This is a genomic window from Amycolatopsis eburnea, from assembly GCF_003937945.1.
Lineage (GTDB): Bacteria > Actinomycetota > Actinomycetes > Mycobacteriales > Pseudonocardiaceae > Amycolatopsis > Amycolatopsis eburnea.
Map to the genome: position 1 here is coordinate 125,197 of NZ_RSEC01000036.1, position 20,414 is coordinate 145,610.

Sequence of the window (20,414 nt, forward strand, 5' to 3'; positions counted from 1 at the left end):
GTGCGCGTGCTGGTGGTGGAGGACGAGCGGTTGCTGGCCGACTCGGTCGCGGAGGGGCTGCGGCGGTTTTCCATGGCCGTCGACGTGTGCTACGACGGCGCGCAGGCCCTGGAGCGGGTCGGCGTGCACGGCTACGACGTCGTGGTGCTGGACCGCGACCTGCCGGAGGTGCACGGCGACGACGTCTGCGCCGCGGTGGTCCGCGCGGGCGGCGAGGCGCGGGTGCTGATGCTGACCGCGGCCGCCGACGTCACCGACCGGGTGGCCGGGCTGGGCCTCGGCGCCGACGACTACCTGACGAAGCCGTTCGCGTTCGCCGAGCTGGTCGCCCGCGTCCAGGCGCTGTCGCGGCGCGCGCGGCCGGCGCTGCCGCCGGTGCTGGAACGCGACGGCGTCGTCCTCGACCTGCCCCGCCACCAGGCCGCCCGCGACGGCCGGTTCCTGCTGCTCTCGCCGAAGGAGTTCGCCGTGCTCGAGGTCCTGATGCGGGCGGAGGGCTCGGTGGTCAGCGCCGAGGAGCTGCTCGAAAAGGCGTGGGACGAGCACGCGGACCCGTTCACGAACGCGGTCCGCGTCGCGGTGATGACGTTGCGGCGCAAGCTCGGCGACCCGCCGGTGATCGAGACCGTGCCCGGCGCCGGCTACCGGTTCGGCACCCCGTGAACGGCGTTTCGGTCCGGACGAAGCTCACCGCCTGGTACGGCGGGCTGTTCCTGCTGGCCGGGCTGGTCCTGGTGGTCATCAACTACCTGCTGGTGCAGAGCACGCTGCCGGACCCGGCGCGGGTCGCGTCGACGACGATCGGCTCGGCGGACCTGACCTACGGCGTCCCGGCGGACACGGCCCTGCCGTCGTCGGGCGTGGCGGTCCGGCTGCTGAGCGGCTCGCTGGCGGACTACCGGTCGTCGACGCTGTCGACGTTGCTCGTCGGCTCGGGGATCGCGCTGGTGGTGACGGCCGGCCTGGCGGTGCTGTTCGGCTGGCTGATGGCCGGCCGCGCGCTGCGGCCGCTGCACGACATCACCTCGACGGCCCGGCGGCTGGAGGCGGGCAAGCTCGACCGCCGCATCAACCTGGACGGCTCGCCCGACGAGCTGAAGGAGCTGGCGGACACGTTCGACGGCATGCTCGACCGGCTCGCGGAATCGTTCGACAGCCAGAAGCGGTTCGTCGCCAACGCGTCCCACGAGCTGCGGACGCCGCTGGCCGTGCAACGGACGCTGATCGAAGTGGCGATGGCCGACCCGGAAGTGACGCCGGAGCTGCGGAAGCTCGGCACGCACCTGCTCCACACGAACGAGCGCAGCGAACGGATGATCGAGGGTCTGCTGGTCCTCGCGCGCAGCGACCGCGGCCTGCACGCGCGCACCCCGGTCCGGCTGGACGAGGTGGTCGCTTCGGTGGTCCGGGCGACGACGGCTCAGGCGTCGTCGGCGGGGGTGACGGTCGAGACGCGCCTGCGGCCGCGGGTGGTGGCGGGCGACCCGGTCCTGCTGGAGCGGCTGGTGACCAACCTGGTGGTCAACGCGATCACGTACAACGCTTCGGGCGGCTGGGTGTACGTCGAAGTCCGTGGCGATCCGGCGCTGGAGGTGCGGAATTCGGGTCCGGTGGTACCGCCCGAGGCGGTGCCGACGTTGTTCGAGCCGTTCCGCCGGGTGGGCTCGGAGCGGACCGGCGACACGCGCAATGCGGGGCTGGGCCTGTCGATCGTGCGGTCGGTGGCCCAGGCCCACGGCGGTTTCGCCGAGGCCCAGCCCGGCCGGCGCGGCGGCCTGACGGTGACGGTCCGACTGCCGCCGTCCTGATCCACCGCTGGGCTGCCGACGACGTGAATGAGTCATTCAAGACGTTCAGGCACCCCAGCTCAACCGCGCCGCCGCCCTGATCCACTCGATCGTGACTGACCGTGTCCGGCGTGTCACACAGCACCCGCTGACCTGGGTGACCCATGATGCGAGCGTCGCGAAATGAACAGTGGGCAGTTCGGCACGGACTCGGCGCGCCTCGCACGTCAAGTCGACGCGCCGTTCTAACGTGGGCACCCACAACGGTGAAGAAGATCGGGGAGGCGAAAACAATGCGGGCGCTGCGAGTGGTCGGGCTGCACGAGGACGGCAAGTCCATCGTGCTCGAAGACCCGGCGAGCCGCACCCGCTTCCTGCTCCCGGCCGATGAGCGACTGCGCGCGGCTGCGCGGGGGGACATCACCCGCCTCGGCCAGATCGAAATCGAGTTGGAGAGCCAGATGCGGCCACGCGAGATCCAGGCGCGAATCCGCGCCGGCGAGTCAGTCGAGCAGGTCGCGAACGGCGCCGGCATTTCGGTGCAGCGCGTCGAACGCTTCGCCTACCCCGTCCTGCTGGAGCGCTCGCGCACCGCCGAAATGGCGCAGAGCGCCCACCCCGTCCGCGAAGACGGGCCCGACGTGCAGACGCTCGGCGAGGTCGTCGCGTACGGCTTCGGCGTCCGCGGGCACGACTACTCGCAGGCCACCTGGGACTCGTGGAAGGGCGACGACGGCCGCTGGGTCGTCGTGCTCCAGTGGAAGGCCGGCCGGTCGGACAACCGCGCGCACTGGGCGTTCTCCCCCGGCGCGCACGGCGGCACGGTCACGGCGCTCGACGAGAACGCCGAGGTCCTGCTCGACCCGAACGCCTACCGCCCGCCCCGGACGGTCCGCGCACTGGAGCCGGCCCGGGAGGCCGAGTTCCAGCCGACGCTGGACTCGGTCGCGCCGGAGCGCGCCGAGCTGCCGTCGGCCGAGCCGGACCCGGACGACGACACCCGCGAGATCCCGCGCGTCCCGGCGGATCCGGAAGAGGACACCGCCGAGCAGGCGCGGCCGAAGGCCAAGAAGAACCACCCGATCGTGCCGTCCTGGGAGGACGTGCTGCTCGGGGTCCGCTCCCAGCGCGGCTGAGTCTCAAGCGCCCCAATGTGGCGTTGGTTGCGTCCAACGCACCCAATGTGGCGTTCGGTGCGTCCAACGCACCGAACGCCACATTGGGGCGCTAGTCCACCAGCGCCGCGAGCGTCTTCGGCGCCACCTGCCGGTAGGCCTCGCGCACGATCCGGTCGACCTCACCCCAGTCGACGTCGACGTCCAGCCGCACGCCGACCCACCCGCGGTGCCCGACGTACGCCGGCCGGAAGAACCGCTCCGGCTCGGTGCGCACGAGTTCCTCCTGCGCGCCGGGCGGAGCGGGGCACCAGAAGGCGAGCCTGCCGTCGCCGTGGTGGTCGTCGTGGAACATGACGAACGTCTTCTTGCCGCGGACGAACCAGGCGGGCGTCCCGTGGCTGAGCCGCTCGGTCACTTCGGGCAGGGCGAGGCAGAGCTTCCGCAACGCGTCGAGCGGCGCGCTCATCAGGCGCCGCCGAACGCGATCACCAGCACGCCGATCCACGCGATCACCACGCCGCCCGCGGCGCCGTACGCCGCCCACCGCAGGATCGGCGTGCGCCGCACCAGCCACAGCGACGGCGCGATCCCCGCCGTCACGACGACCGCCGCCACCAGCGCCAGCCACCCGTTCGTCTCCCTGGCCAGCGTCGAAGCCAGCGCCAGCATCGCGATGACGACGACGGCCGCGATGAACGCCGACACCGTCAGCCCGGTCAGCCACGGCGTCGGTTCACCGGGCGGCCCGACCGGGCCCAGCACCGTCCGGAGGAGCCGCTGGCCGGGTTCGGGCTCCCGCGGCGGTGGCTCGACGACCGTGTCGGCACCCGTCACCGGGTCCACGAACCGGACGGTCGTGCCCATCACCGAGGCGAGCCGCCCGGCCAGCTGACGGCCGCGTTGCGAGACGACCGCGCCCGCTTCCTCACCGGATTCGGCCGAAACGGCGGCCGCGACGCGCGCCCACTCGTGCAGGGCCTGCGCGAGGTCGGCGCCGATCGCGAGCTTGTGCGGGTCCACCTCGCGCGCGTGCTCCCCGCCGGGACCGGCCAGCACGGCGCGCTCGCCGCGGATCCGCAGCTCCATGGTGTCCTTTCGCCCAGACCAGGGGATCACCTTAGCCACCCGGGGCCAGTTCGTAGAAGGCCACCGCGGCGGCGGTCGCGATGTTCAGTGAGTCGACCCCGGCCGGCATGGGTATCCGCACCGCGTGATCCGCCGCCGCCAGCGCCGCTTCGGTCAGCCCGGGACCCTCGGCACCGAAGAGCAACGCCACCCGCCCGGGCGCGTGCGCGCGCAGTTCACGCAGGGGGATCGAACCCGGTCGCGGGGTGAACGCCGCGACGGCGAACCCGCGCGCCCGCAGGTCGTCGAGCCCGCCCGGCCAGTCCGCGAGGTGCCCGAACGGCACGCGCAGCACGTGCCCCATCGACACGCGCACGCTGCGCCGGTACAGCGGGTCGGAGCAGCCGGGCCCGAGCAGCACCCCGCCGACGCCGAGCGCGGCCGCATTGCGGAAGAGCGCGCCGAGGTTTTCGTGGTCGCCGACGCCTTCCAGTACGGCAACGGTATCGGCGCCGTCGACGACTTCGGAAACCGTGAGCGGCGCCGGCCGGTCGGCGACCGCGAGGATGCCGCGGTTGAGGTGGAACCCGACCACGTCGGCCATCGTTTCCGCGGACGCGACGTACTGCGGCGCCTCGATTCCCTCGAGTTCTTCCGCCAGCTCGGCGAACCGCCGCTCGACCCCGAGCAGCGCCCGCACGGGGTACCGCGACGCCAGCAGGCGGGACACCACGACGGTGCCTTCGGCGATGACGAACCCCCGCCCGCCGGGCCGGTCCGGCCGCCGGTCCGCAGTGGACAGGTCGCGGAAGTCGTCGACCCGCGGGTCGCCGGAATCGTCGATGTGGATCACGCCCATCCGCCCAGTCTGTCACCCGCTTGCCGGGCGCCGGACTGGTCCGAACGTCCTGGCGCGGGTGGTACGAACGGGGCCATTTTGCTTTCGGTTAACCGGTCGTGACGGAGAGCACCAGTTTGGCCGCTAGCACGGGTGCATCGCCTGTGTAACGGTTGTCCGCCAGGACTTGAAACACGTCCTAGTTCCACGCCGACGCACGAAGCAGGGATGGTCATGGGGATGGACCTCGCGGCTCGATCGTTCAACACGCTGGACCGCGGGCGGTACCGCCGCAAGGTGCAGCGCTGCCTGGACACGTTGGCCCGGATGCTCACGGACGGCAGTTTTTCGTTCCCCCGCAAGAACATCGGCCTCGAAGTCGAGCTGAACCTGGTCGACCACGAGCTGCGCCCGTCGATGACGAACACCGCCGTGCTGGAGGCGCTGGACGACCCGTCGTTCACCACCGAGCTGGGCCAGCACAACATCGAGCTGAACGTGCCGCCGCGGCCGCTGGCCGGCGATTCGGCGCTGCAGCTCGAAGACGACCTCCGTGCGTACCTCGGCACGGCCGCGTCCAAAGCGCGGGACACCGGGTCGGCGCTGGCCATGATCGGCATCCTGCCGACGTTGAAGCACGAGCACTTCGACCAGAAGTGGCTCACCAACAAGACCCGCTACTCCACGCTGAACGACCAGATCTTCGCCGCGCGCGGCGAGCGCACGGTGCTCGCGATGGAAGGCGCGCCACTGCCGGGCCAGCAGCCGGAACGGTTGCGCAGCTACGCCGAATCCATCCTCCCCGAAGCCGCGTGCACCAGCGTGCAGCTGCACCTCCAGGTCGCGCCCGAGGAGTTCGCCGCGCACTGGAACGCGGCGCAGTGCCTGGCCGGGCTGCAGATCGCGCTGGCGTCGAACTCGCCGTTCCTGCTGGGCAAGGCGCTGTGGCACGAGACGCGGATCCCGCTCTTCCTGCAGGCGACCGACACCCGGCCCGAAGAGCTGAAGAACCAGGGCGTGCGGCCGCGCGTGTGGTTCGGGGAGCGCTGGATCACGTCGATCTTCGACCTGTTCGAGGAGAACGTCCGCTACTTCCCCGGCCTGCTCCCGGAAACCGACGCCGAGGACCCGATCGAAGCGCTCGACGCGGGCCAGGCGCCGAAGCTGACCGAGCTGCGCATGCACAACGGCACGATCTGGCGCTGGAACCGCCCGGTGTACGACGTCGTCGACGGCCTGCCGCACCTGCGGATCGAAAACCGCGTGCTGCCGGCCGGGCCGACGGTCGTCGACACGGTGGCGAACGCGGCGTTCTTCTACGGCGCCCAGCGCGCGCTCGCCGAGGCGGAACGCCCGGTGTGGAGCCAGATGTCCTTCCAAGCGGCGGAGGAAAACCTCTACGCGGGCGCGCGCCGGGGGTTCGACGCGCAGCTGTACTGGCCGGGCATCGGCTGGATCCCGCCGGACGAGCTGGCGCTGCGCGTGCTGCTGCCGCTCGCCCACGAGGGGCTGCGCCGCTCCGACGTCTCCGACGAAGCCCGCGAGCGCTACCTCGGGATCGTCGAGCGCCGCTGCCTCGCGCGGCGGACCGGGGCGACCTGGCAGCGCGACTACGTCCTGCGCGCGCAGGAACGCGGACTCGACCGGGAAGCCGCGCTGAGCCTGATGCTCGGGCGCTACCTGGAGCTGTCGGAGGCCGGCGAGCCGGTGCACACCTGGCCCGTCACCGACTGACCAAGGCCGCACTTTCACGTGAAAGTGCGGGCTTCCCGCTAGCCTGGGCGGATGCCGAAGATTCTCGGTGAGTCGCTCGAGGCCCACCGGCGCGAGGTGCGGACGCGGGTCTTCGACGTCCTGCGCGCGCAGCTCTACGAACGCGGCTTCGACGCGATCACGCTCGCCGGCGTCGCCTCGGCCGCCGGGGTGGGCCGGACAGCGCTGTACAACCACTTTCCCGACAAGGAAAGCCTGCTGGTCGCCTTCGTCGAGGACGAGGCCGCCCGGTACGTCACGCGGCTGACCGAAGCCGTCGAGGCCCAGGCCGATCCGGCCGACCAGCTGGCCACCTTCGTCCGCCTGCAGCTACGGGTGCTGGCGGAGTACCACATGCCGCCGGGCACGGCGCTCGCGTCGGCGCTGGCGCCGGCGGCGTACCGGCGGATCAGCGCGCACGCCGACCCGATCACCGACCGGCTGCGCGCGATCCTCGCCGGCGGCGTCGACCTGGGGCGCTGGCCCGCCGAGGACCCGGACGTGCTGATCCCGATGATCACCGCGGCACTGGGCAACCGGACCCTGGTCGACGGCCCGCCCGAGCAGCTCGAAGACGTCGTCGAAGCGGCGGTGCGGTTCGTGCTCCGGGCGGTCGGGGCGTCGATTTAGGGTAGCCTAAGCCGGAATTGTGGCCTACGATCTTTCTGACAGCGTGTCAGATCGATCGCCGGGAGGCCTGCCCATGTCGGTGACCACGGACGCCCGACCGTTCTCGGCGACGCTGCGCGCGTCGACGCTCGAGGTGCACGAGAAGGCCAACTACTCGACGTACATGCGCGCCCTGCTCGGCGGCGAGCTGTCGCAGGCGGGCTACACCCAGCTGGCGATCCAGTACTACTTCATCTACGGCGCCATCGAGGCGGCGAGCGACGCGATGGCGGGTCACCCGGTCGGGGGCGAATTCGTCTTCGACGAGCTCCGCCGGCTGCCCAACCTCGAGCGCGACCTGGCCCACCTGGTCGGTCCGGACTGGCGCACGACGATCGCGCCGCTCGCCTCGACGCAGGCGTACGTCGAGCGGGTGCGCGAAGCGTCCACGTGGGCCGGCGGGTACGTGGCCCACCACTACACGCGCTACCTCGGCGACATCGCGGGCGGCCAGGCCATCCGCCGGCTGCTGGAGCGCCAGTACGACGTGGCCGAGGCGGGCGCGCTCTTCTACCACTTCGACGAGATCGGCAGCGCCCCGCGGTTCCGCGACCAGTACCGCGCGAAGCTGGACAACGCGCCGTGGGACGAGGCCGAACGCGCTCGCGTGATCGACGAGACGCTGGTCGCGTTCGAGTGCAACGTCGCGGTCTTCGACGAACTGGCCCGGCGGCTGGACGAGTACCGCGCCGCATGATCGTCCTCACAGCTCGTTGACCTCCAGTTAAGTCCAGGTAGCAGGCTCGGTTTCGGGTGGCGGACCCTCGGGTACGCCACCTACGAGCCCGCCGTCCCACGCTGTGACGGCCACCCGCCCCCGCTCGCCGCGAAGGGTGGTGTGCTACTAGGTTCGGTACCGGAAACTTGTGTCGAAGACAGAAGGAGGGCCAATGGCCCGCTACGAGCTGCCCGATCTCGACTACGACTACGGCGCCCTCGCGCCGCACATCTCCGGCGAGATCAACGAGCTGCACCACAGCAAGCACCACGCGACCTACGTCAAGGGCGCGAACGACACGCTCGACAAGCTCGAAGCCGCCCGCGAAGCGAACGACTTCGGCTCGATCGTCGGCCTGGAGACCACGCTGGCCTTCAACCTGGCCGGCCACGCCAACCACGTCGTGTGGTGGAAGATCCTGTCGCCGGAAGGCGGCGACAAGCCGACCGGCGAGCTGGCCGCGGCGATCGACGAGGCGTTCGGCTCCTTCGACAAGTTCAAGGCGCAGTTCACCGCCGTCTCGACCACGATCCAGGGCAACGGCTGGGGTGCGCTCTCCTGGGACCCGATCGGCAAGACGCTGATCACCCAGCAGCTGCGCGACCACCACAACAACCTGATCCTGCCGACCGTGCCGATCCTGCTGGTCGACGTCTGGGAGCACGCGTTCTACCTGGACTACAAGAACGTGAAGCCGGACTACGTCAAGGCGCTCTGGAACATCTTCAACTGGGCGGAGATCTCCAAGCGCTTCGACAACGCCGTGGCCGGCGGCAACGGCCTGCTGCTCGGCTGAGCGCGTTCGCCGTCAACGGGGTCCTCCTTCGCGGGAGGGCCCCGTTTTTCGTCGGGAGGTGAAATCGCTTGACCTCGAGTGCGGTCGAGGTGTTTGGCTGGACGCATGGACGTCGACGCGTATCTGGACCGGCTGGGGGTGCGGCGCCCCGCCGCGGCCGACCTCGCGACCCTGCGCCACCTGCAGGAGCGTCACCTGGCCGCGGTCCCGTTCGAAAACCTGAGCATCCACCTGGGCGAACCCGTCGAGCTGACCGAAGCGGCGTTGTTCGCGAAGATCGTGCACCGGCGGCGAGGCGGGTTCTGCTACGAGCTGAACGGGCTCTTCGCGGCCCTGCTGCGCGAGCTCGGCTACTCCGCGACCCTGCACGCGGCGAAGGTCTTCCGCCCCGACGGCAGCCTCGGCCCGCCCCTGGACCACGCGGCGATCGTCGTCGACCTCGACGAGCCGTGGCTGGTCGACGTCGGTTTCGGCCGCTTTTCCCGGCACCCGCTGCGCCTGTCCGGCGTGGACGCCCAGCTCGACCCGGACGGCGAGTTCCTGCTGCTGGACACCCCCGATGGCGACGTCGACGTGCTGCTGGACGGCAAGCCGCAGTACCGGCTGGAGCGCCGTGCGCGTCCCCTGGCCGACTTCGTCCCGATGGCGTGGTGGCAGTCGACGTCCCCGGAGTCGCACTTCACGCGCTCGCTGACCTGCTCGCGCCCGACGTCCCAGGGCCGCGTGACGCTGTCGGGCGACAAGCTGATCGAGACGGTCGACGGCGTCCGGAACGAAGTCGTGCTGCCGACCGAAGCCGCGATCCGGACGGCCTACCGCGTCTACTTCGGCCTCCCGCTGACGCGCCTGCCGACCCCACCGGGTGGGAGTCCCTTGACGAGCGGGGCACTCAGCCCGAACACTGCCCTGACGTGAACGAAGCCCCGGCCTGGGGTTCCCAGTGCCGGGGCTCCGTCCGTTCCCGAACTGACTGCCGCTCCCACCACGAAGCGGACGTGTATGAGGTTAGCCTAACCTCATCTCTCTGAGCAAGGGTCGCGCCAGGGAGACTCACATCTCACTCGTTCGAGTGATACCGCCTGCGGAAACCCCCGGTTTTTGTCGGTGCGTGTCGCTACGGTCACAGCGTGAACACAAGGGGGATGTACCCACCGAGGAAAGACCACACGGTCCTGATCGCGCTGTCGGTCTCGGCCGGGGTGATCGTGCTGTCCTTGCTGGCCTGGTTCTTGACCCGCGACTCGCCGGAGTCGCCCGCGAAACCGTCGGAGCTGCCTTCGCAGTGGCCGTCACCCGGCGGCGAAGTGGTCCGGCAGGTGCCGATGCCGACCGGAGAGCTGGCCGTCGCCTTGCCGGGCCGCACGAGCGGCCACGTGCTCTGCGGAGCGGTGCCGGAGCAGACGTGGGCGAGCGCGCTGGGCGGCCCGGTGCTGCGCGAAGTCGACAAGAACGGGCTGTGCCACGTCGTCTCGGCAAACCTGGACGTCTCGGCCACGTTCTGGGCCGATCCGGTGCCGACGAAGGGTGTCGATCCCGAGGCCGTGACCGTCGCCGGCCGCCAGGGCGAGCTGACCCGGTTCGGACCGGAAGGTTTCGGCCGGATCCTCGCGGTCCGGCTGAGCGACTCGACCGAGAAGTGGGTGCGCCCCACGCTCCGGCTGAGCGTGCACCAAGTGCCGGGAGACCGGGCCGAGCACGACTACCGCGCCATCGCGCTGGCACTGGCCGGCCCGATGGTCGGCGCGATCACCACCCCGGGGCCATCGCTGCCGGCCGCGGACAAGCCCCGGGAGATGACCCCGATCCTCGGCACGGGGATCACCGACGCGCCCTACCCGCTGATCACCTGGCAACTGTGCACCCAGCTGTCCCGCGCGTTGAAGGTCCCGCTCGACCAGCTGGAGCCCGGCCCCTTCGGGTCTTGCCGGCACGAGGAGGACCTCAAGTCGATCACGCTGACCTACCACCAGGACAGCACCGGCTCCTTCACCGATCGGGTCGCCGGCCGTCCCGCGCACGAGAAGACGCTGGGCACCAACATCGAGATCCAGCTCCTCGACGATTCCCGGCAGACTCTCGAGATCAGCTGGATCGACGGCGCAAAGCCCGACGGCGAATTGCGCGCGTTCGCCGAGGAGGTGGTGCCGCCGCTCCTGGGTCGCTAGACCTTCACCCGCTGCAGCCCCGCAGCCCCGCGGCCGGCGCCGAAACCGCCGAGCGTGTCGCAACTACGGAACGGGGTCCCTCGATTACGGGGCCGATTCCGGCGGCACAATATCCGGGGTGACCGCTCATGTCTTCGTCGACGAAAGCAAGCGCGGCGGCTATCTCGTCACCGCCGCGGCGGTACTGCCCGGCGGCCTCAGCCTGGGCCGCCAGGTCATTCGCGGCTTGATACTCCCCGGGCAGCGGCGGTTGCACTTCACCCACGAGAGCGACAACCGACGCAAGCAGATCCTCGACGCCATCGCGGAGTTGCATCCGGCGGTCACGATCTACGATGGCTCGGCGCACGAGCGCAGGCGACAGCGAGAGGCTTGTCTCGACGGCCTGATCGCCGACCTCGCGGCCACCGACGCGCGATTGCTCGTCATCGAGACGGATGAATCCGTGCTTGAACTCGACCGCCGAATCCTTTACCGGTCGACCCGGCTGCACGGCTGTGAGGCACTGGAGTACCGCCACCACCGCGCCCACGAAGAGCCTTTGCTCGCGATCCCTGACGCGCTCGCCTGGTGCTGGCAAAGAGGAGGCTTTTGGAAGGCTCGAGCGAAAGAATTCGTCTCGGACGTCAGAGTCGTCTGATCCCGGAAACGCGAAACCCGGCCCGCCCACCGTCCGGAAGGCTGCCGGGTTCACTTCGCCCGCCTAATGGCGGGAGCGACATCAGCATACAACCTCCCACCCCGACCAGCCAACGCAGCCGCTAGACCTTCGCCCGCTTGAGCACCCGCAGCCCGAACCCCCGCTGCACCGGCCACGAAACGCCACCCCGCCGGATCAGCACCACCGCGCACACGACCGCGGCCAGCGCCGAAACCGCTCCGCCGATGTAGAAGGGAGATCGCCCGCCGAAGGCGTCCGCCATCCAGCCGACCATCGGTCCGCCTATGGGGTTGCCGCCGATCAGGACCAGCACGTACAGGCCCATCACGCGGCCCCGCATCTCCGGGCTGACCGACGTCTGCACCAGCGCGTTCGCCGTGTTGAGGAACGTCATCGTCGCGAAGCCGAGCGGGATCAGGCCGAGGCCGAACGTGAGGTACGTCGGCATGAACGCCGTGATCAGCTCGAACACGCCCAGGAAGAAGGCCGACACCAGCATCAGCCGCACCCGCGGCCGTCCCTTGGTGCCGCGGCGGGCGGACATCACCGCGCCGGTGAACGTGCCGACCGCGACCAAGGTGGAAAGGAGGCCGTAGCCGTCGGCGGCGGTGTGGAAGACGTTCGCCGCGACGATCGGCAGGGAGCTGAAGTAGGTGATGCCGAACGTGCTGACGAACAGCACCAGCACCATCACGGTCATCAGGTCGGAGCGCCGCCGGACGTACCGGAGGCCCTCGACCAGCTGTCCCTTCTCGCGCGGCACCGCCGCGACGCGGAACAGCTTGTCCGGGTTCATCATCAGCAGCCCGATGATCACCGCGACCGTGCTGAGGGCGTTCGCGATGAACAGCCAGCCGGTGCCGATCCAGGTGATCGCGAACCCGGCGATCGCCGGGCCGACGATGCGGGCCATGTTGAAGATCGACGAGTTCAGCGCGACCGCGTTGGCGATCTGGTCCCGGCCGACCATCTCGGCGACGAACGACTGCCGCGTCGGCACTTCGAGCGACGCGGTGATGCCGAGCGTGAAGCACAGGACGTAGACCTGCCACAGCGCGACGAGCCCGGTGATGTCGAGGACGCCGAGCACCACGGCCTGCGCGCACGCCGCGGCCTGGATCCAGGTCAGCAGGCGCCGCTTGTCGACGCGGTCGGCGAGGACGCCGGCCCAGAGGGAGAGGAAGAGCGTCGGCGCGAACTGCAGCGCGACCGCGATGCCGAGGGCGATCGGGTTGTTGCCGCTGAGGGTGAACACCAGCCAGTCCTGGGCGATGCGCTGCATCCAGGTGCCGATGTTCGAGATGACCTGGCCGGTGAAGAACAGCCGGTAGTTGCGGACCCGCAGCGACGCGAACATGCTGCCGCGCTTGGCCGGAGATGGTGGTGAAGCGGACGGCGGTGGCGCCGTGTCCCGGGTAGCAGTGGTCTCGATCGAACGCTTCGTTTCGCTACCCGTGGCCGTCACCGTGGTTAGTTCCCCGCCATCCTGTCGATGATTTCGGCGGCTTTGGAGAGCACTTCGCGCTCTTCGTCGCCGAGTTCCGCCAATTGCCGGTCCAGCCACGCCTCCCGCACGGAGATGGCCTTCCGAACGTAGGCCAGTCCGCTCTCGGACAACTCGACGATGGCTTGCCTGCCATCGGTCGGGTGCGGGCGCCGCTCGACGAACCGCATCTCTTCGAGCGCGGCGATCACCCTCGTCATCGAGGGCGGCTGGACGCCTTCCTTCGCGGCGAGCTGACCCGGGGTCAGCGCACCGCACTTGTGCAGGGTGGACAGCGCGGCGACCTGCGTGAGCGTGAGGTCGTCCCCGACGCGCTGTGCCCGCAGCCGGCGGTTGAGCCGGACCACCGCGAGACGCAACCGACTCGCCAAGGAGCGTTCGTGCGTGTCGCCGGACATATAGTTAGCATACCTTACGAAACTTCGGCCGCACGGGTGATCTCCGTCAAGCGGCAACCCGGAATACGCGCCGTGCGTCCTCACCGGGGAAACCTGGGGGTCGGATGAACAAGAAGCTGGTGGGCTCGGCCGTGGCCGGCGCGGCGGTCCTGGCGATCGCGGCGGCGCTGTTCTGGCCCCGGGCGGACACCCCGGCGGCCGCACCGCCACCCTCACCCGCGCCGTCGACCGGCCAAGGCGCGCTGGAGGTCTACCGGCTCGCGGACGGTCCCGCGATCGAGATCCTGGTGCCGTCGGGCTGGGCGGTGAGCCGCGACAAGGAGCGCGCGAGCTACCGCCGGGGTGACGTCCTGCTCGAGACCGACCGGGTGCCGATCACGCAGGAGGACGTGCTGAGCGGGCTCAAGGCGGTCGCCGGCCGGCAGGGCGGCACGGTCGCCGAGCACGCCCCGATCGCCGACCTCGACGCCGCGGAGTGGGACTTCACCTACGACCGCGACGGCGTGCCGCGGCGGGTGACCGTGGTCGGCCTCGGCGCCGGCGACGCGCTGGTGACGGTCCGGTTCGACGCCCCGGCCGCCGAGTTCGAGCGCGACCGGGGCGTGCTCGACGAAGCCCTGAAGATCAGGAGCTGAACGCCGCCTGGAGCGGCCCGACCGCGAAGTACGCCACGAAGGCCAGCGCGATCACCCACATGAGCGGGTGGACCTGGCGGGCCTTGCCGGTCGCCGCGCGGATCACGACGTAGCTGACGAAGCCGGCGCCGATGCCGTTGGCGATCGAGTACGTGAACGGCATGACGACGATGGTCAGGAACGCCGGCAGCGCGATCGAGTAGTCGGTGAAGTCGATGTCGCGGACCTGCGACATCAGCATCGCGCCGACCACGACCAGCGCCGGCGCGGCGGCCTCGACCGGCACCACCTGGTAGAGCGGCGTCAGGAACATCGCGGCGATGAACAGCACGCCGGTGACGACGTTGGCCAGGCCGGTCCGCGCGCCCTCCGCGATGCCGGACGCCGACTCGACGAACACCGTGTTCGAGCTGGCCGAGCCGAACCCGCCGGCCGCGCCCGCGAGGCCCTCGACGAACAGCGCCTTGCCGACGTTGGGCAGCTGGCCGTCCTTCGGCAGCAGGTCGGCCTCCTTCGCGAGGCCGGTCATGGTGCCCATGGCGTCGAAGAAGTCGGCGAGCACCAGCGTGAACACCAGCAGGCAGACGGTGATGATCGGCAGCCGCGTCCAGGCGCCGAAGGAGACGTCACCGACGAGCGAGAGGTTCGGCAGGCCGAGCACCTGGTCCGGCAGCGCCGGGTAGCCGAGGTTCCAGCCGAGCGGGTTCGTGCCCTTCGACGGCCCGGCCTTGACGATCGCCTCGACGACGATGGCCAGCACCGTCGACGCCAGCACGCCGATGAGGATCGCGCCCTTGACCTTCCGCACCACGAGGATGCCGGTGACCAGCAGGCCGACGACGAACACCGCGGTCGGCCAGGAGGCGATCGAGCCGTTGATGCCCAGACCCACCGGGACGGTGGTGTGCGCGGCGTCCGGCAGCCGGCGGACGAACCCGGCGTCGACCAGGCCGATCAGGCAGATGAACACGCCGATGCCGACGGCGATCGCGGACTTCAGCGCGGCCGGCACGGCCTTGAACACCGCCGTGCGGAAGCCGGTGAGCACCAGCAGCACGATGATCACGCCCTCGATGACCACCAGGCCCATCGCCTCCGGCCAGGTCATCTGCGGGGCGATGGTGACCGCGACCAGGCTGTTGATGCCGAGCCCGGTCGCGATGGCGAAGGGGTAGTTCGCGATCAGGCCCATCAGGATCGTCATGACCCCGGCGACGAGCGCCGTGACCGCGGCGACCTGCGAGACGGGCAGGATGCCGCCGAGGAGGTCCTTGTGCGCGCCCGCGTCGTCGCTGGAAAAGCTGCCGATGATCAGCGGGTTCAGCACCACGATGTAGGCCATCGTGACGAAGGTGACCAGGCCGCCGCGCACCTCGCGCGACACCGTCGAACCCCGCTCGGTGATCTTGAAGAACCGGTCCAGTGTGGACGTCCCCGCGCGGGTCGTCTCCTGCTCCGCCATTCGCCTGCCCATTCTGTCGCTGCTGCGGAGTACCCTGCACCTCGTGAGTGAACCGATCAATCCACCGGAGGTTACGGGCTCGTTGCGGCACACGCCGGAGCTGCCCAAGAAGCTGACCGACCTGACGCCGGTGGTGATCGTAGGCACCTCGATCTGGGCTGTCGCGCTGGTGGTGCTCTTCTTCACGACATCGGGGCTCTGGGTGCAGACGGCGCTGTCCGGCTTCGCGCTGGGCTTCATCGGCATGGCGATCATCGGCTGGCAGCGCGCCGCCGCCCGCCGCGGCTCGAAGTCGGCCCAACGCCTCTAGCTCAGCAGCGTCCGCGGTGACGGGTCGTCGAGCAGCGCCGTGATGAGGTGCCGGTCGGGCCAGCGCCCGGCCGCCCAGGCGAACGCGCGGGCGAGCCCCTCCGACGTGTCGGCCGCGTGCAGCCGGTCATCGGACCACCACTGGACGTCGTGCTCGGCGCCCTGGATCGACACGGTCAGCGGGTCGTGCACCAGGACGCCGCCGTCGGGCAGCCCGGCACCGAGCAGGTCGGCGACGAGCTTCAGCGCGGGCAGCTCGGCCCAGGGCGCGTACTCGCCCTCGCTGGTCACTTCGGCGGGCGCGGTGCTCGCGAGCGGCAGGTCGAGCAGGTCGGCGAGCCGCTCCGGGTCCTCTGGGGCGACCACGTACCGATCGGGCTCGAGCGCCCCGGCCACCCACGGCACGTCCAGCACAACCGCGTCGTCCACAACGGACCCGTCCGCGGCCCGGACCCCTTGCGGCGCGCGCGGTCCGAGCCCCGACTCGACGACGGCGTCGTAAGCGCGGGTCACCAGCCCGGCCGGGACCACGCGATCCGGGTCGGCGAGCCGGTCGAGCAGGTCCTCGGCCTCCTCCACTGTGGACAGATCGAGATCCGCCCGCACCCCGGCGGCCGCGAGGAGCTGCTCGCCGAGCCCGAGGTCGGGAACTTCGTCGTAGAGCCCCGCCAGATCGGCGTCCGGCAGGCGCCATTCGTTCGGCGCGAACCCACCGAGCACGGCGTACTGCGCGATCCACCAGGCGGCGTGCCCCCGCGGCGCGCGCAGGGCGTGCCAGGTTTCGGGGCGCGCCGCGAGCAGGCGCAGCGCGGCGGGCCAGGAGTCGTCGGCGACGAGGTCGAGGTCCCGGATCGCGACGAGCGTCGACGGCGGCTCCGGCAGCGAGTCCCACCAGGTCTCTTCGTCGGGCAGGTCGTGTTCGGGTTCGTGCGGCTCGTCGTCCACGACCAGCGCGAACGAGTCGAGCACGCCGGCGGCTTTGAGCGTGTCGGCGGGCCAGTCCTCGGCGAAGTCCTCGTCGAGGACGTCGAGCGCGCCGTCCTCCTCGAAGACCTCTTCGTCGAAGACGTCGATGAGCGGCGACGACGGCAGCACGAGCTCGTCGGCCCGGCGCCAGGTGTCGGTGGCGGGCAGCGCGAGCGCGCCGACCCAGCGCGGGGCGTCATCGCCGCAGTCGGCGACCAGCCGCAGGACCGCACCGGCGAGTGTCGTACCGTCCAATCCGGACCGCACGTCCTCGACGCTGCGCTCGACGGCGTCCCGCAACTGATCGGCGTTGAGCAGCTCGCGCGCGTCGGCGTGCTTGGCCCCCAACCGTTCCAGCAACGGGTGCGCCGCGGCGGGGTGCACCAGCCGGAGCCCCGGGATGTCCACATCGGACAGCAGTTCGAGCAGCTCCGCGGACCCTTCGACCAGCAGGGAGCCCCGCGCACCCGGCAGCGTCCGGCCGTCCGACAGCGGAACCGGTAGTCCATCCAGTTTGGACGCGTTCACCGCATGGGAGTCGACGCCGATCGCAAGCGCGGCGTAGACCTCACGCCACCAGCCGGGATCCCTGGACACCCCGGTAAGCGTTTCCAGCACCTCTTCGACGCCGATGACCTGCCCGGAAACGGCTTTCAGCGCCTGCGCCGGAACATCTCCCTTGACCAGCCCGGGCACGAGCTCGGCGAGCAGCTCCGGCAGTCCGGGTACCTCGACGTCGAGAATCTTGGCCTGCCGCCCGGAAACCTCACTCTTGTCCTGAGTAGACACCCAAGTCTCGTTGCCGAGCGCGGCAAGCACGCCATCGCGCAAGGCAGCGTCCACAGTAGACTTCGGAAAGCCGGGCACCGGAACGAGCGCGAACCGGTGTTCGGCGGCGACCGCCCGCACAAGCCCGACGTACTCGGCGGCAGCCTTCTCCAGCGCCGCGGTCAGTTCGGCCCCGGGCAACACCCGGCGTCGCGAAGGTTCGACCGGAACGGAAGCAATCAGCCGAGCGGGCAACGACAGCGCGTCATCGGTCGGCGTAGGAGCACGCAAAACGTCTTCGGTCAGCGGCTCCGGCACGCCGTCCCGCCCGATCGGCACGGCCCACACGACGTCGCCGCGATGAGTCAGCCACCGGGTTTCCCCTACCGGGCCCCGGATTTCGACGACGTCCTGGTCGGAAGAGCGAGTCCAAACGCGACCCCCGACCTCGAACTCGGCCAGCCAAGGCAGCGCGAGCAGGAGATCGCCGACGTCGCGTGCGAGTTCGTCGAGGAGCGCGTCGCCGTCGACGTCGTCCCGCAACGGGAGCCGGACCTCGGTGTCGAAGCCGTCCGGCACATCGCCGTCCACGGGCCACGGCAACCGCAGAACGGGAACGTCCCCCTCGATCCCGGCGGCGGCCCGGGTCCGCTCGGCGGAGAAGGCGACGCCACCGGTGCGGGAGACGACGCGAGGTTCGTCGGAAACGGTCCGCACAGCGGCGAACCCGACCCCGAACCGCCCGACGCTCTCGCCGGTCTTCCCGGAAGCCCGAAGCGAGGCAAGCGAAGCAACCCCACGAGCATCGAGCGGCGCACCGGTGTTGGCGAACCGGAGTTCCCGGTCCACAAGCGACACCTTCACCCGCCCGGGCGCCCCGGCGGCCGTGGCGGCATCGGCGGCGTTCTGGGCCAGCTCGACGAAGAGCCGATCCCGGTACGCCCCGACCCGCAGATCGCGCTCGACGTTGGTGTCTTCGATGAGCCGCGTCGGCGAGTCCCGCCAAGCACGCAGGGTCGCCTCACGAAGCCGAGCGCAACCGAACGGATCGTCCCCGACCGGCTCAGCGCCCGCCATCATCACGCCGCTCGGCCTCCGCGCTGGCCTCGGGCACGTCGTCCTCGCCGGCCGACGTCCCGGCACCGGTCACCTCAACCGACTCCGCCGCCTGTGCCCCATCGGTCGGCTGCTCTTCCACGGCGACCACATCGGTGACCTCAGCCTGAGTCGGCTCAGCTTCCGCCGGCTCGGGAACATCACGTTCAACCGGCTCAGCACTGACCGCGCCCTCGGCGACCGTCTGCTCGCCCTGAGCCACAGCCGTGTCGGATTGAGCCGGCTCAACCGCCACCGGCTCGGCCGCGCTGACCTCCGGCGCCGCCGTCTGCTCGGCGACCGCCGCTACCTCCGGCTCCACCTCCGCGGGCGACACGTCCGCCTCCGCGACCGCCGTTTCCGGCTCCGCCGCTGCCGTCTCCACCGCCGCTGCGGTCTCCGGCTCCGCCGAATCGGCGCCCGCCACAACTTCCGGCTCGGCCGCCGTCTCCGGCTCCGCGATCGCTGCCTCCGCCTGGTCCGGCGCCGCGGCCTCCGCCGTCGCGGCCTCCGGCTCCGACTCCAGCTCGACCTCCGCGGCAGCCGCCTCCGGCTCCGTCGTCGCGGCCACCGCCTCCGGCGCCGCCACTGCGGTCTCCGGCTCGGCCGCCGTGACCGCCGCCTCCGCGGCAGCCGCCTCCGGCTCCGTCGCCGTCTCGACTGCCGCTGCGGTCTCCGGCTTCGCCACCGGCTCCGCGCTCTCCGGCTTCGCCACCGCCGCGTCCGGCTCGGCCTCCGCTGCAGCCGCCTCCGGCTCCGCCGACTCGGCCGCCGTCTCCGGCTTCGCCTCCGCCGCCTCCGCGGCAGCCGCCTCCGCCGCCACTACCTCCGCCTCCGGCGCCACTACCTCCGCCTCCGGCTCCGCCACCGCCGACTCCGCCACCGCCGCCGCGTCCGGCTCCTCGGCCTTCTCCACCGGCGTGAAGTCCAACAGCGAGTCGTCGTAAACCAGCTCCGCCACCGGCACCGACGACGTCACCTCGACCTCGACCTCCGAGTGCGCGCCGCACCCGTACTCGACGTCCACCACGTGGCCGTCCGCCGGGGCGATGTCGTTGCTGCAGACCCCGAACACGCCACTCAACGAGCCCGCCAGCTGCACGAAGAACCCGCACGTCCCGCACACGTCCGGTGCGCTGCGGGCCATGTCCGACCGCGGGCCGAACTCGCCGCTGTGCCAGCGGGCGGCTGCTTCCGTGCGGCCGAAGCGGGACAGCACGTGGACGCGGCCCAGGCCCGCCTCGCGGGAGACCTCCTCCACCGCCGGGTCGTCGGACTGCAGGTACGCCGGGGCGAGGCGGGGGTCGTTCTCGTCCGTCGGGAAGATGTCGCCGACGCCGAGGTCGCCCGCGCGGACGCGGCGCTCCCACGGGACCCACGGCGGGGCGATCAGCGCCTCCGGGCCGGGCACCAGGACGACCTCGCTGACCGTCACCGGGTCTTCGTCGGCCGCCAGTGCCACCGTCACCGACCAGCGCCAGCCGCGGTAGCCGGGGACCTGGGCCTCGAACAGGTGACTTGCCGTGACCGCGTCCTCGCGAGTGACCCCCACGTGGGTGCCGAGCTGCTCCGCGGGCGCTTCCTCCAGCACCGCGGCTCGCGCGAACTCCACCGCGTCGGCGAGTTTGCGCTGCACGGAACCGTCGTCGAGGGTCAGCAGCAAAGTCATGCGGCCAATTGTGCCGCACGCATCCGCGGCGCCCGTGCC

20 protein-coding genes are annotated in these 20,414 nt (G+C 71.0%); 12 read left to right on the forward strand and 8 right to left on the reverse strand.

Translation table 11 applies throughout. From position 1 onward, the window contains the following. From EIY87_RS13080 to sepH, 3 genes are all read left to right on the forward strand, one after another. Complete coding sequence (locus EIY87_RS13080; protein WP_125307975.1) at positions 1-663, forward strand: response regulator transcription factor; 663 nt, start codon at positions 1-3, stop codon at positions 661-663. After that, complete coding sequence (locus tag EIY87_RS13085; protein WP_125307976.1) at positions 660-1,808, forward strand: sensor histidine kinase; 1,149 nt, start codon at positions 660-662, stop codon at positions 1,806-1,808. The genes EIY87_RS13080 and EIY87_RS13085 overlap by 4 nt, the downstream gene beginning before the upstream one ends. 272 nt (positions 1,809-2,080) lie before the next feature. Further along, complete coding sequence (sepH, locus tag EIY87_RS13090; RefSeq protein WP_125309707.1) at positions 2,081-2,923, forward strand: septation protein SepH; 843 nt, start codon at positions 2,081-2,083, stop codon at positions 2,921-2,923. A gap of 91 nt (positions 2,924-3,014) precedes the next feature. On the opposite strand, the gene EIY87_RS13095 is transcribed toward sepH, so the two are convergent. The 3 genes from EIY87_RS13095 to EIY87_RS13105 are packed head-to-tail and all read right to left on the reverse strand — an operon-like array spanning position 3,015 to position 4,829. Then, the gene (locus EIY87_RS13095; protein ID WP_125307977.1) at positions 3,015-3,371 is read right to left on the reverse strand and encodes an MmcQ/YjbR family DNA-binding protein; all 357 of its coding nucleotides are present in this window, start codon (positions 3,369-3,371) and stop codon (positions 3,015-3,017) included. Beyond that, positions 3,371-3,991: a DUF2537 domain-containing protein gene (locus EIY87_RS13100; RefSeq protein ID WP_125307978.1), complete on the reverse strand. Its 621-nt coding sequence runs from the start codon at positions 3,989-3,991 to the stop codon at positions 3,371-3,373. Before EIY87_RS13100 ends, EIY87_RS13095 begins: the two co-directional genes overlap by 1 nt. A gap of 31 nt (positions 3,992-4,022) precedes the next feature. Continuing rightward, on the reverse strand, positions 4,023-4,829 hold the full coding sequence (locus EIY87_RS13105; protein WP_125307979.1) for a TrmH family RNA methyltransferase: 807 nt from the start codon (positions 4,827-4,829) through the stop codon (positions 4,023-4,025). A gap of 213 nt (positions 4,830-5,042) precedes the next feature. Between EIY87_RS13105 and EIY87_RS13110 the strand changes: the two genes are divergently transcribed. From EIY87_RS13110 to EIY87_RS13140, 7 genes are all read left to right on the forward strand, one after another. After that, positions 5,043-6,542, forward strand: coding sequence for a glutamate-cysteine ligase family protein (locus tag EIY87_RS13110; RefSeq protein WP_191984077.1), 1,500 nt, complete (start codon positions 5,043-5,045; stop codon positions 6,540-6,542). Between the two features lie 51 nt (positions 6,543-6,593). After that, a complete protein-coding gene (locus EIY87_RS13115; RefSeq protein WP_125307981.1) occupies positions 6,594-7,190 on the forward strand; it encodes a TetR/AcrR family transcriptional regulator in 597 nt (198 codons plus the stop codon). A 73-nt stretch (positions 7,191-7,263) separates the two neighbouring features. Next, positions 7,264-7,926 carry a biliverdin-producing heme oxygenase gene (locus EIY87_RS13120; protein WP_125307982.1) on the forward strand — a complete coding sequence of 221 codons (663 nt, stop codon included), beginning with the start codon at positions 7,264-7,266 and terminating at the stop codon, positions 7,924-7,926. Positions 7,927-8,119: 193 nt separating this feature from the next. Beyond that, positions 8,120-8,743 (forward strand): superoxide dismutase, encoded by a 624-nt coding sequence (locus EIY87_RS13125; protein WP_003088226.1) that lies wholly within the window; start codon positions 8,120-8,122, stop codon positions 8,741-8,743. Positions 8,744-8,848: 105 nt separating this feature from the next. Next, positions 8,849-9,658, forward strand: a complete 810-nt coding sequence (locus EIY87_RS13130) for an arylamine N-acetyltransferase family protein (protein ID WP_125307983.1) — start codon at positions 8,849-8,851, stop codon at positions 9,656-9,658. A gap of 212 nt (positions 9,659-9,870) precedes the next feature. After that, entirely contained in the window at positions 9,871-10,908 is a 1,038-nt protein-coding gene (locus tag EIY87_RS13135; RefSeq protein ID WP_125307984.1) for a hypothetical protein, read from the forward strand. Between the two features lie 118 nt (positions 10,909-11,026). Continuing rightward, the gene (locus EIY87_RS13140; RefSeq protein WP_125307985.1) at positions 11,027-11,548 is read left to right on the forward strand and encodes a hypothetical protein; all 522 of its coding nucleotides are present in this window, start codon (positions 11,027-11,029) and stop codon (positions 11,546-11,548) included. Between the two features lie 121 nt (positions 11,549-11,669). Here the strand turns inward: EIY87_RS13140 and EIY87_RS13145 are convergent, their stop codons facing one another. After that, positions 11,670-12,926: an MFS transporter gene (locus EIY87_RS13145; protein WP_125307986.1), complete on the reverse strand. Its 1,257-nt coding sequence runs from the start codon at positions 12,924-12,926 to the stop codon at positions 11,670-11,672. A 113-nt stretch (positions 12,927-13,039) separates the two neighbouring features. Beyond that, positions 13,040-13,471, reverse strand: coding sequence for a MarR family winged helix-turn-helix transcriptional regulator (locus tag EIY87_RS13150; RefSeq protein ID WP_125307987.1), 432 nt, complete (start codon positions 13,469-13,471; stop codon positions 13,040-13,042). A 104-nt stretch (positions 13,472-13,575) separates the two neighbouring features. Between EIY87_RS13150 and EIY87_RS13155 the strand changes: the two genes are divergently transcribed. Further along, positions 13,576-14,106, forward strand: a complete 531-nt coding sequence (locus EIY87_RS13155; RefSeq protein WP_125307988.1) for a hypothetical protein — start codon at positions 13,576-13,578, stop codon at positions 14,104-14,106. On the opposite strand, the gene EIY87_RS13160 is transcribed toward EIY87_RS13155, so the two are convergent. Beyond that, complete coding sequence (locus EIY87_RS13160) at positions 14,096-15,568, reverse strand: NCS2 family permease (RefSeq protein ID WP_125307989.1); 1,473 nt, start codon at positions 15,566-15,568, stop codon at positions 14,096-14,098. The genes EIY87_RS13155 and EIY87_RS13160 overlap by 11 nt on opposite strands. An 82-nt stretch (positions 15,569-15,650) precedes the next feature. On the opposite strand from EIY87_RS13160, the gene EIY87_RS13165 reads away from it, so the two are divergent. After that, positions 15,651-15,878 (forward strand): DUF2530 domain-containing protein, encoded by a 228-nt coding sequence (locus tag EIY87_RS13165; RefSeq protein WP_125309709.1) that lies wholly within the window; start codon positions 15,651-15,653, stop codon positions 15,876-15,878. Here the strand turns inward: EIY87_RS13165 and EIY87_RS13170 are convergent. After that, a complete protein-coding gene (locus tag EIY87_RS13170; protein WP_125307990.1) occupies positions 15,875-18,688 on the reverse strand; it encodes a sacsin N-terminal ATP-binding-like domain-containing protein in 2,814 nt (937 codons plus the stop codon). The two genes, EIY87_RS13165 and EIY87_RS13170, sit on opposite strands and share 4 nt — an antisense overlap. Then, on the reverse strand, positions 18,675-20,375 hold the full coding sequence (locus EIY87_RS13175; protein WP_125307991.1) for a DUF3027 domain-containing protein: 1,701 nt from the start codon (positions 20,373-20,375) through the stop codon (positions 18,675-18,677). The genes EIY87_RS13170 and EIY87_RS13175 overlap by 14 nt, the downstream gene beginning before the upstream one ends. Positions 20,376-20,414: the final 39 nt, after the last annotated feature.

Bases quoted from the DNA above. Each gene is read 5' to 3' on its own strand.
- EIY87_RS13095 (WP_125307977.1), bottom strand. From the start codon at position 3,371: ATGAGCGCGCCGCTCGACGCGTTGCGGAAGCTCTGCCTCGCCCTGCCC.
- EIY87_RS13170 (WP_125307990.1), bottom strand. From the start codon at position 18,688: ATGGCGGGCGCTGAGCCGGTCGGGGACGATCCGTTCGGTTGCGCTCGG.
- EIY87_RS13125 (WP_003088226.1), top strand. From the start codon at position 8,120: ATGGCCCGCTACGAGCTGCCCGATCTCGACTACGACTACGGCGCCCTC.
- EIY87_RS13100 (WP_125307978.1), bottom strand. From the start codon at position 3,991: ATGGAGCTGCGGATCCGCGGCGAGCGCGCCGTGCTGGCCGGTCCCGGC.
- EIY87_RS13150 (WP_125307987.1), bottom strand. From the start codon at position 13,471: ATGTCCGGCGACACGCACGAACGCTCCTTGGCGAGTCGGTTGCGTCTC.
- EIY87_RS13130 (WP_125307983.1), top strand. From the start codon at position 8,849: ATGGACGTCGACGCGTATCTGGACCGGCTGGGGGTGCGGCGCCCCGCC.
- EIY87_RS13110 (WP_191984077.1), top strand. From the start codon at position 5,043: ATGGGGATGGACCTCGCGGCTCGATCGTTCAACACGCTGGACCGCGGG.
- EIY87_RS13105 (WP_125307979.1), bottom strand. From the start codon at position 4,829: ATGGGCGTGATCCACATCGACGATTCCGGCGACCCGCGGGTCGACGAC.
- EIY87_RS13120 (WP_125307982.1), top strand. From the start codon at position 7,264: ATGTCGGTGACCACGGACGCCCGACCGTTCTCGGCGACGCTGCGCGCG.
- EIY87_RS13160 (WP_125307989.1), bottom strand. From the start codon at position 15,568: ATGGCGGAGCAGGAGACGACCCGCGCGGGGACGTCCACACTGGACCGG.
- EIY87_RS13155 (WP_125307988.1), top strand. From the start codon at position 13,576: ATGAACAAGAAGCTGGTGGGCTCGGCCGTGGCCGGCGCGGCGGTCCTG.
- sepH (WP_125309707.1), top strand. From the start codon at position 2,081: ATGCGGGCGCTGCGAGTGGTCGGGCTGCACGAGGACGGCAAGTCCATC.
- EIY87_RS13115 (WP_125307981.1), top strand. From the start codon at position 6,594: ATGCCGAAGATTCTCGGTGAGTCGCTCGAGGCCCACCGGCGCGAGGTG.
- EIY87_RS13145 (WP_125307986.1), bottom strand. From the start codon at position 12,926: ATGTTCGCGTCGCTGCGGGTCCGCAACTACCGGCTGTTCTTCACCGGC.
- EIY87_RS13175 (WP_125307991.1), bottom strand. From the start codon at position 20,375: ATGACTTTGCTGCTGACCCTCGACGACGGTTCCGTGCAGCGCAAACTC.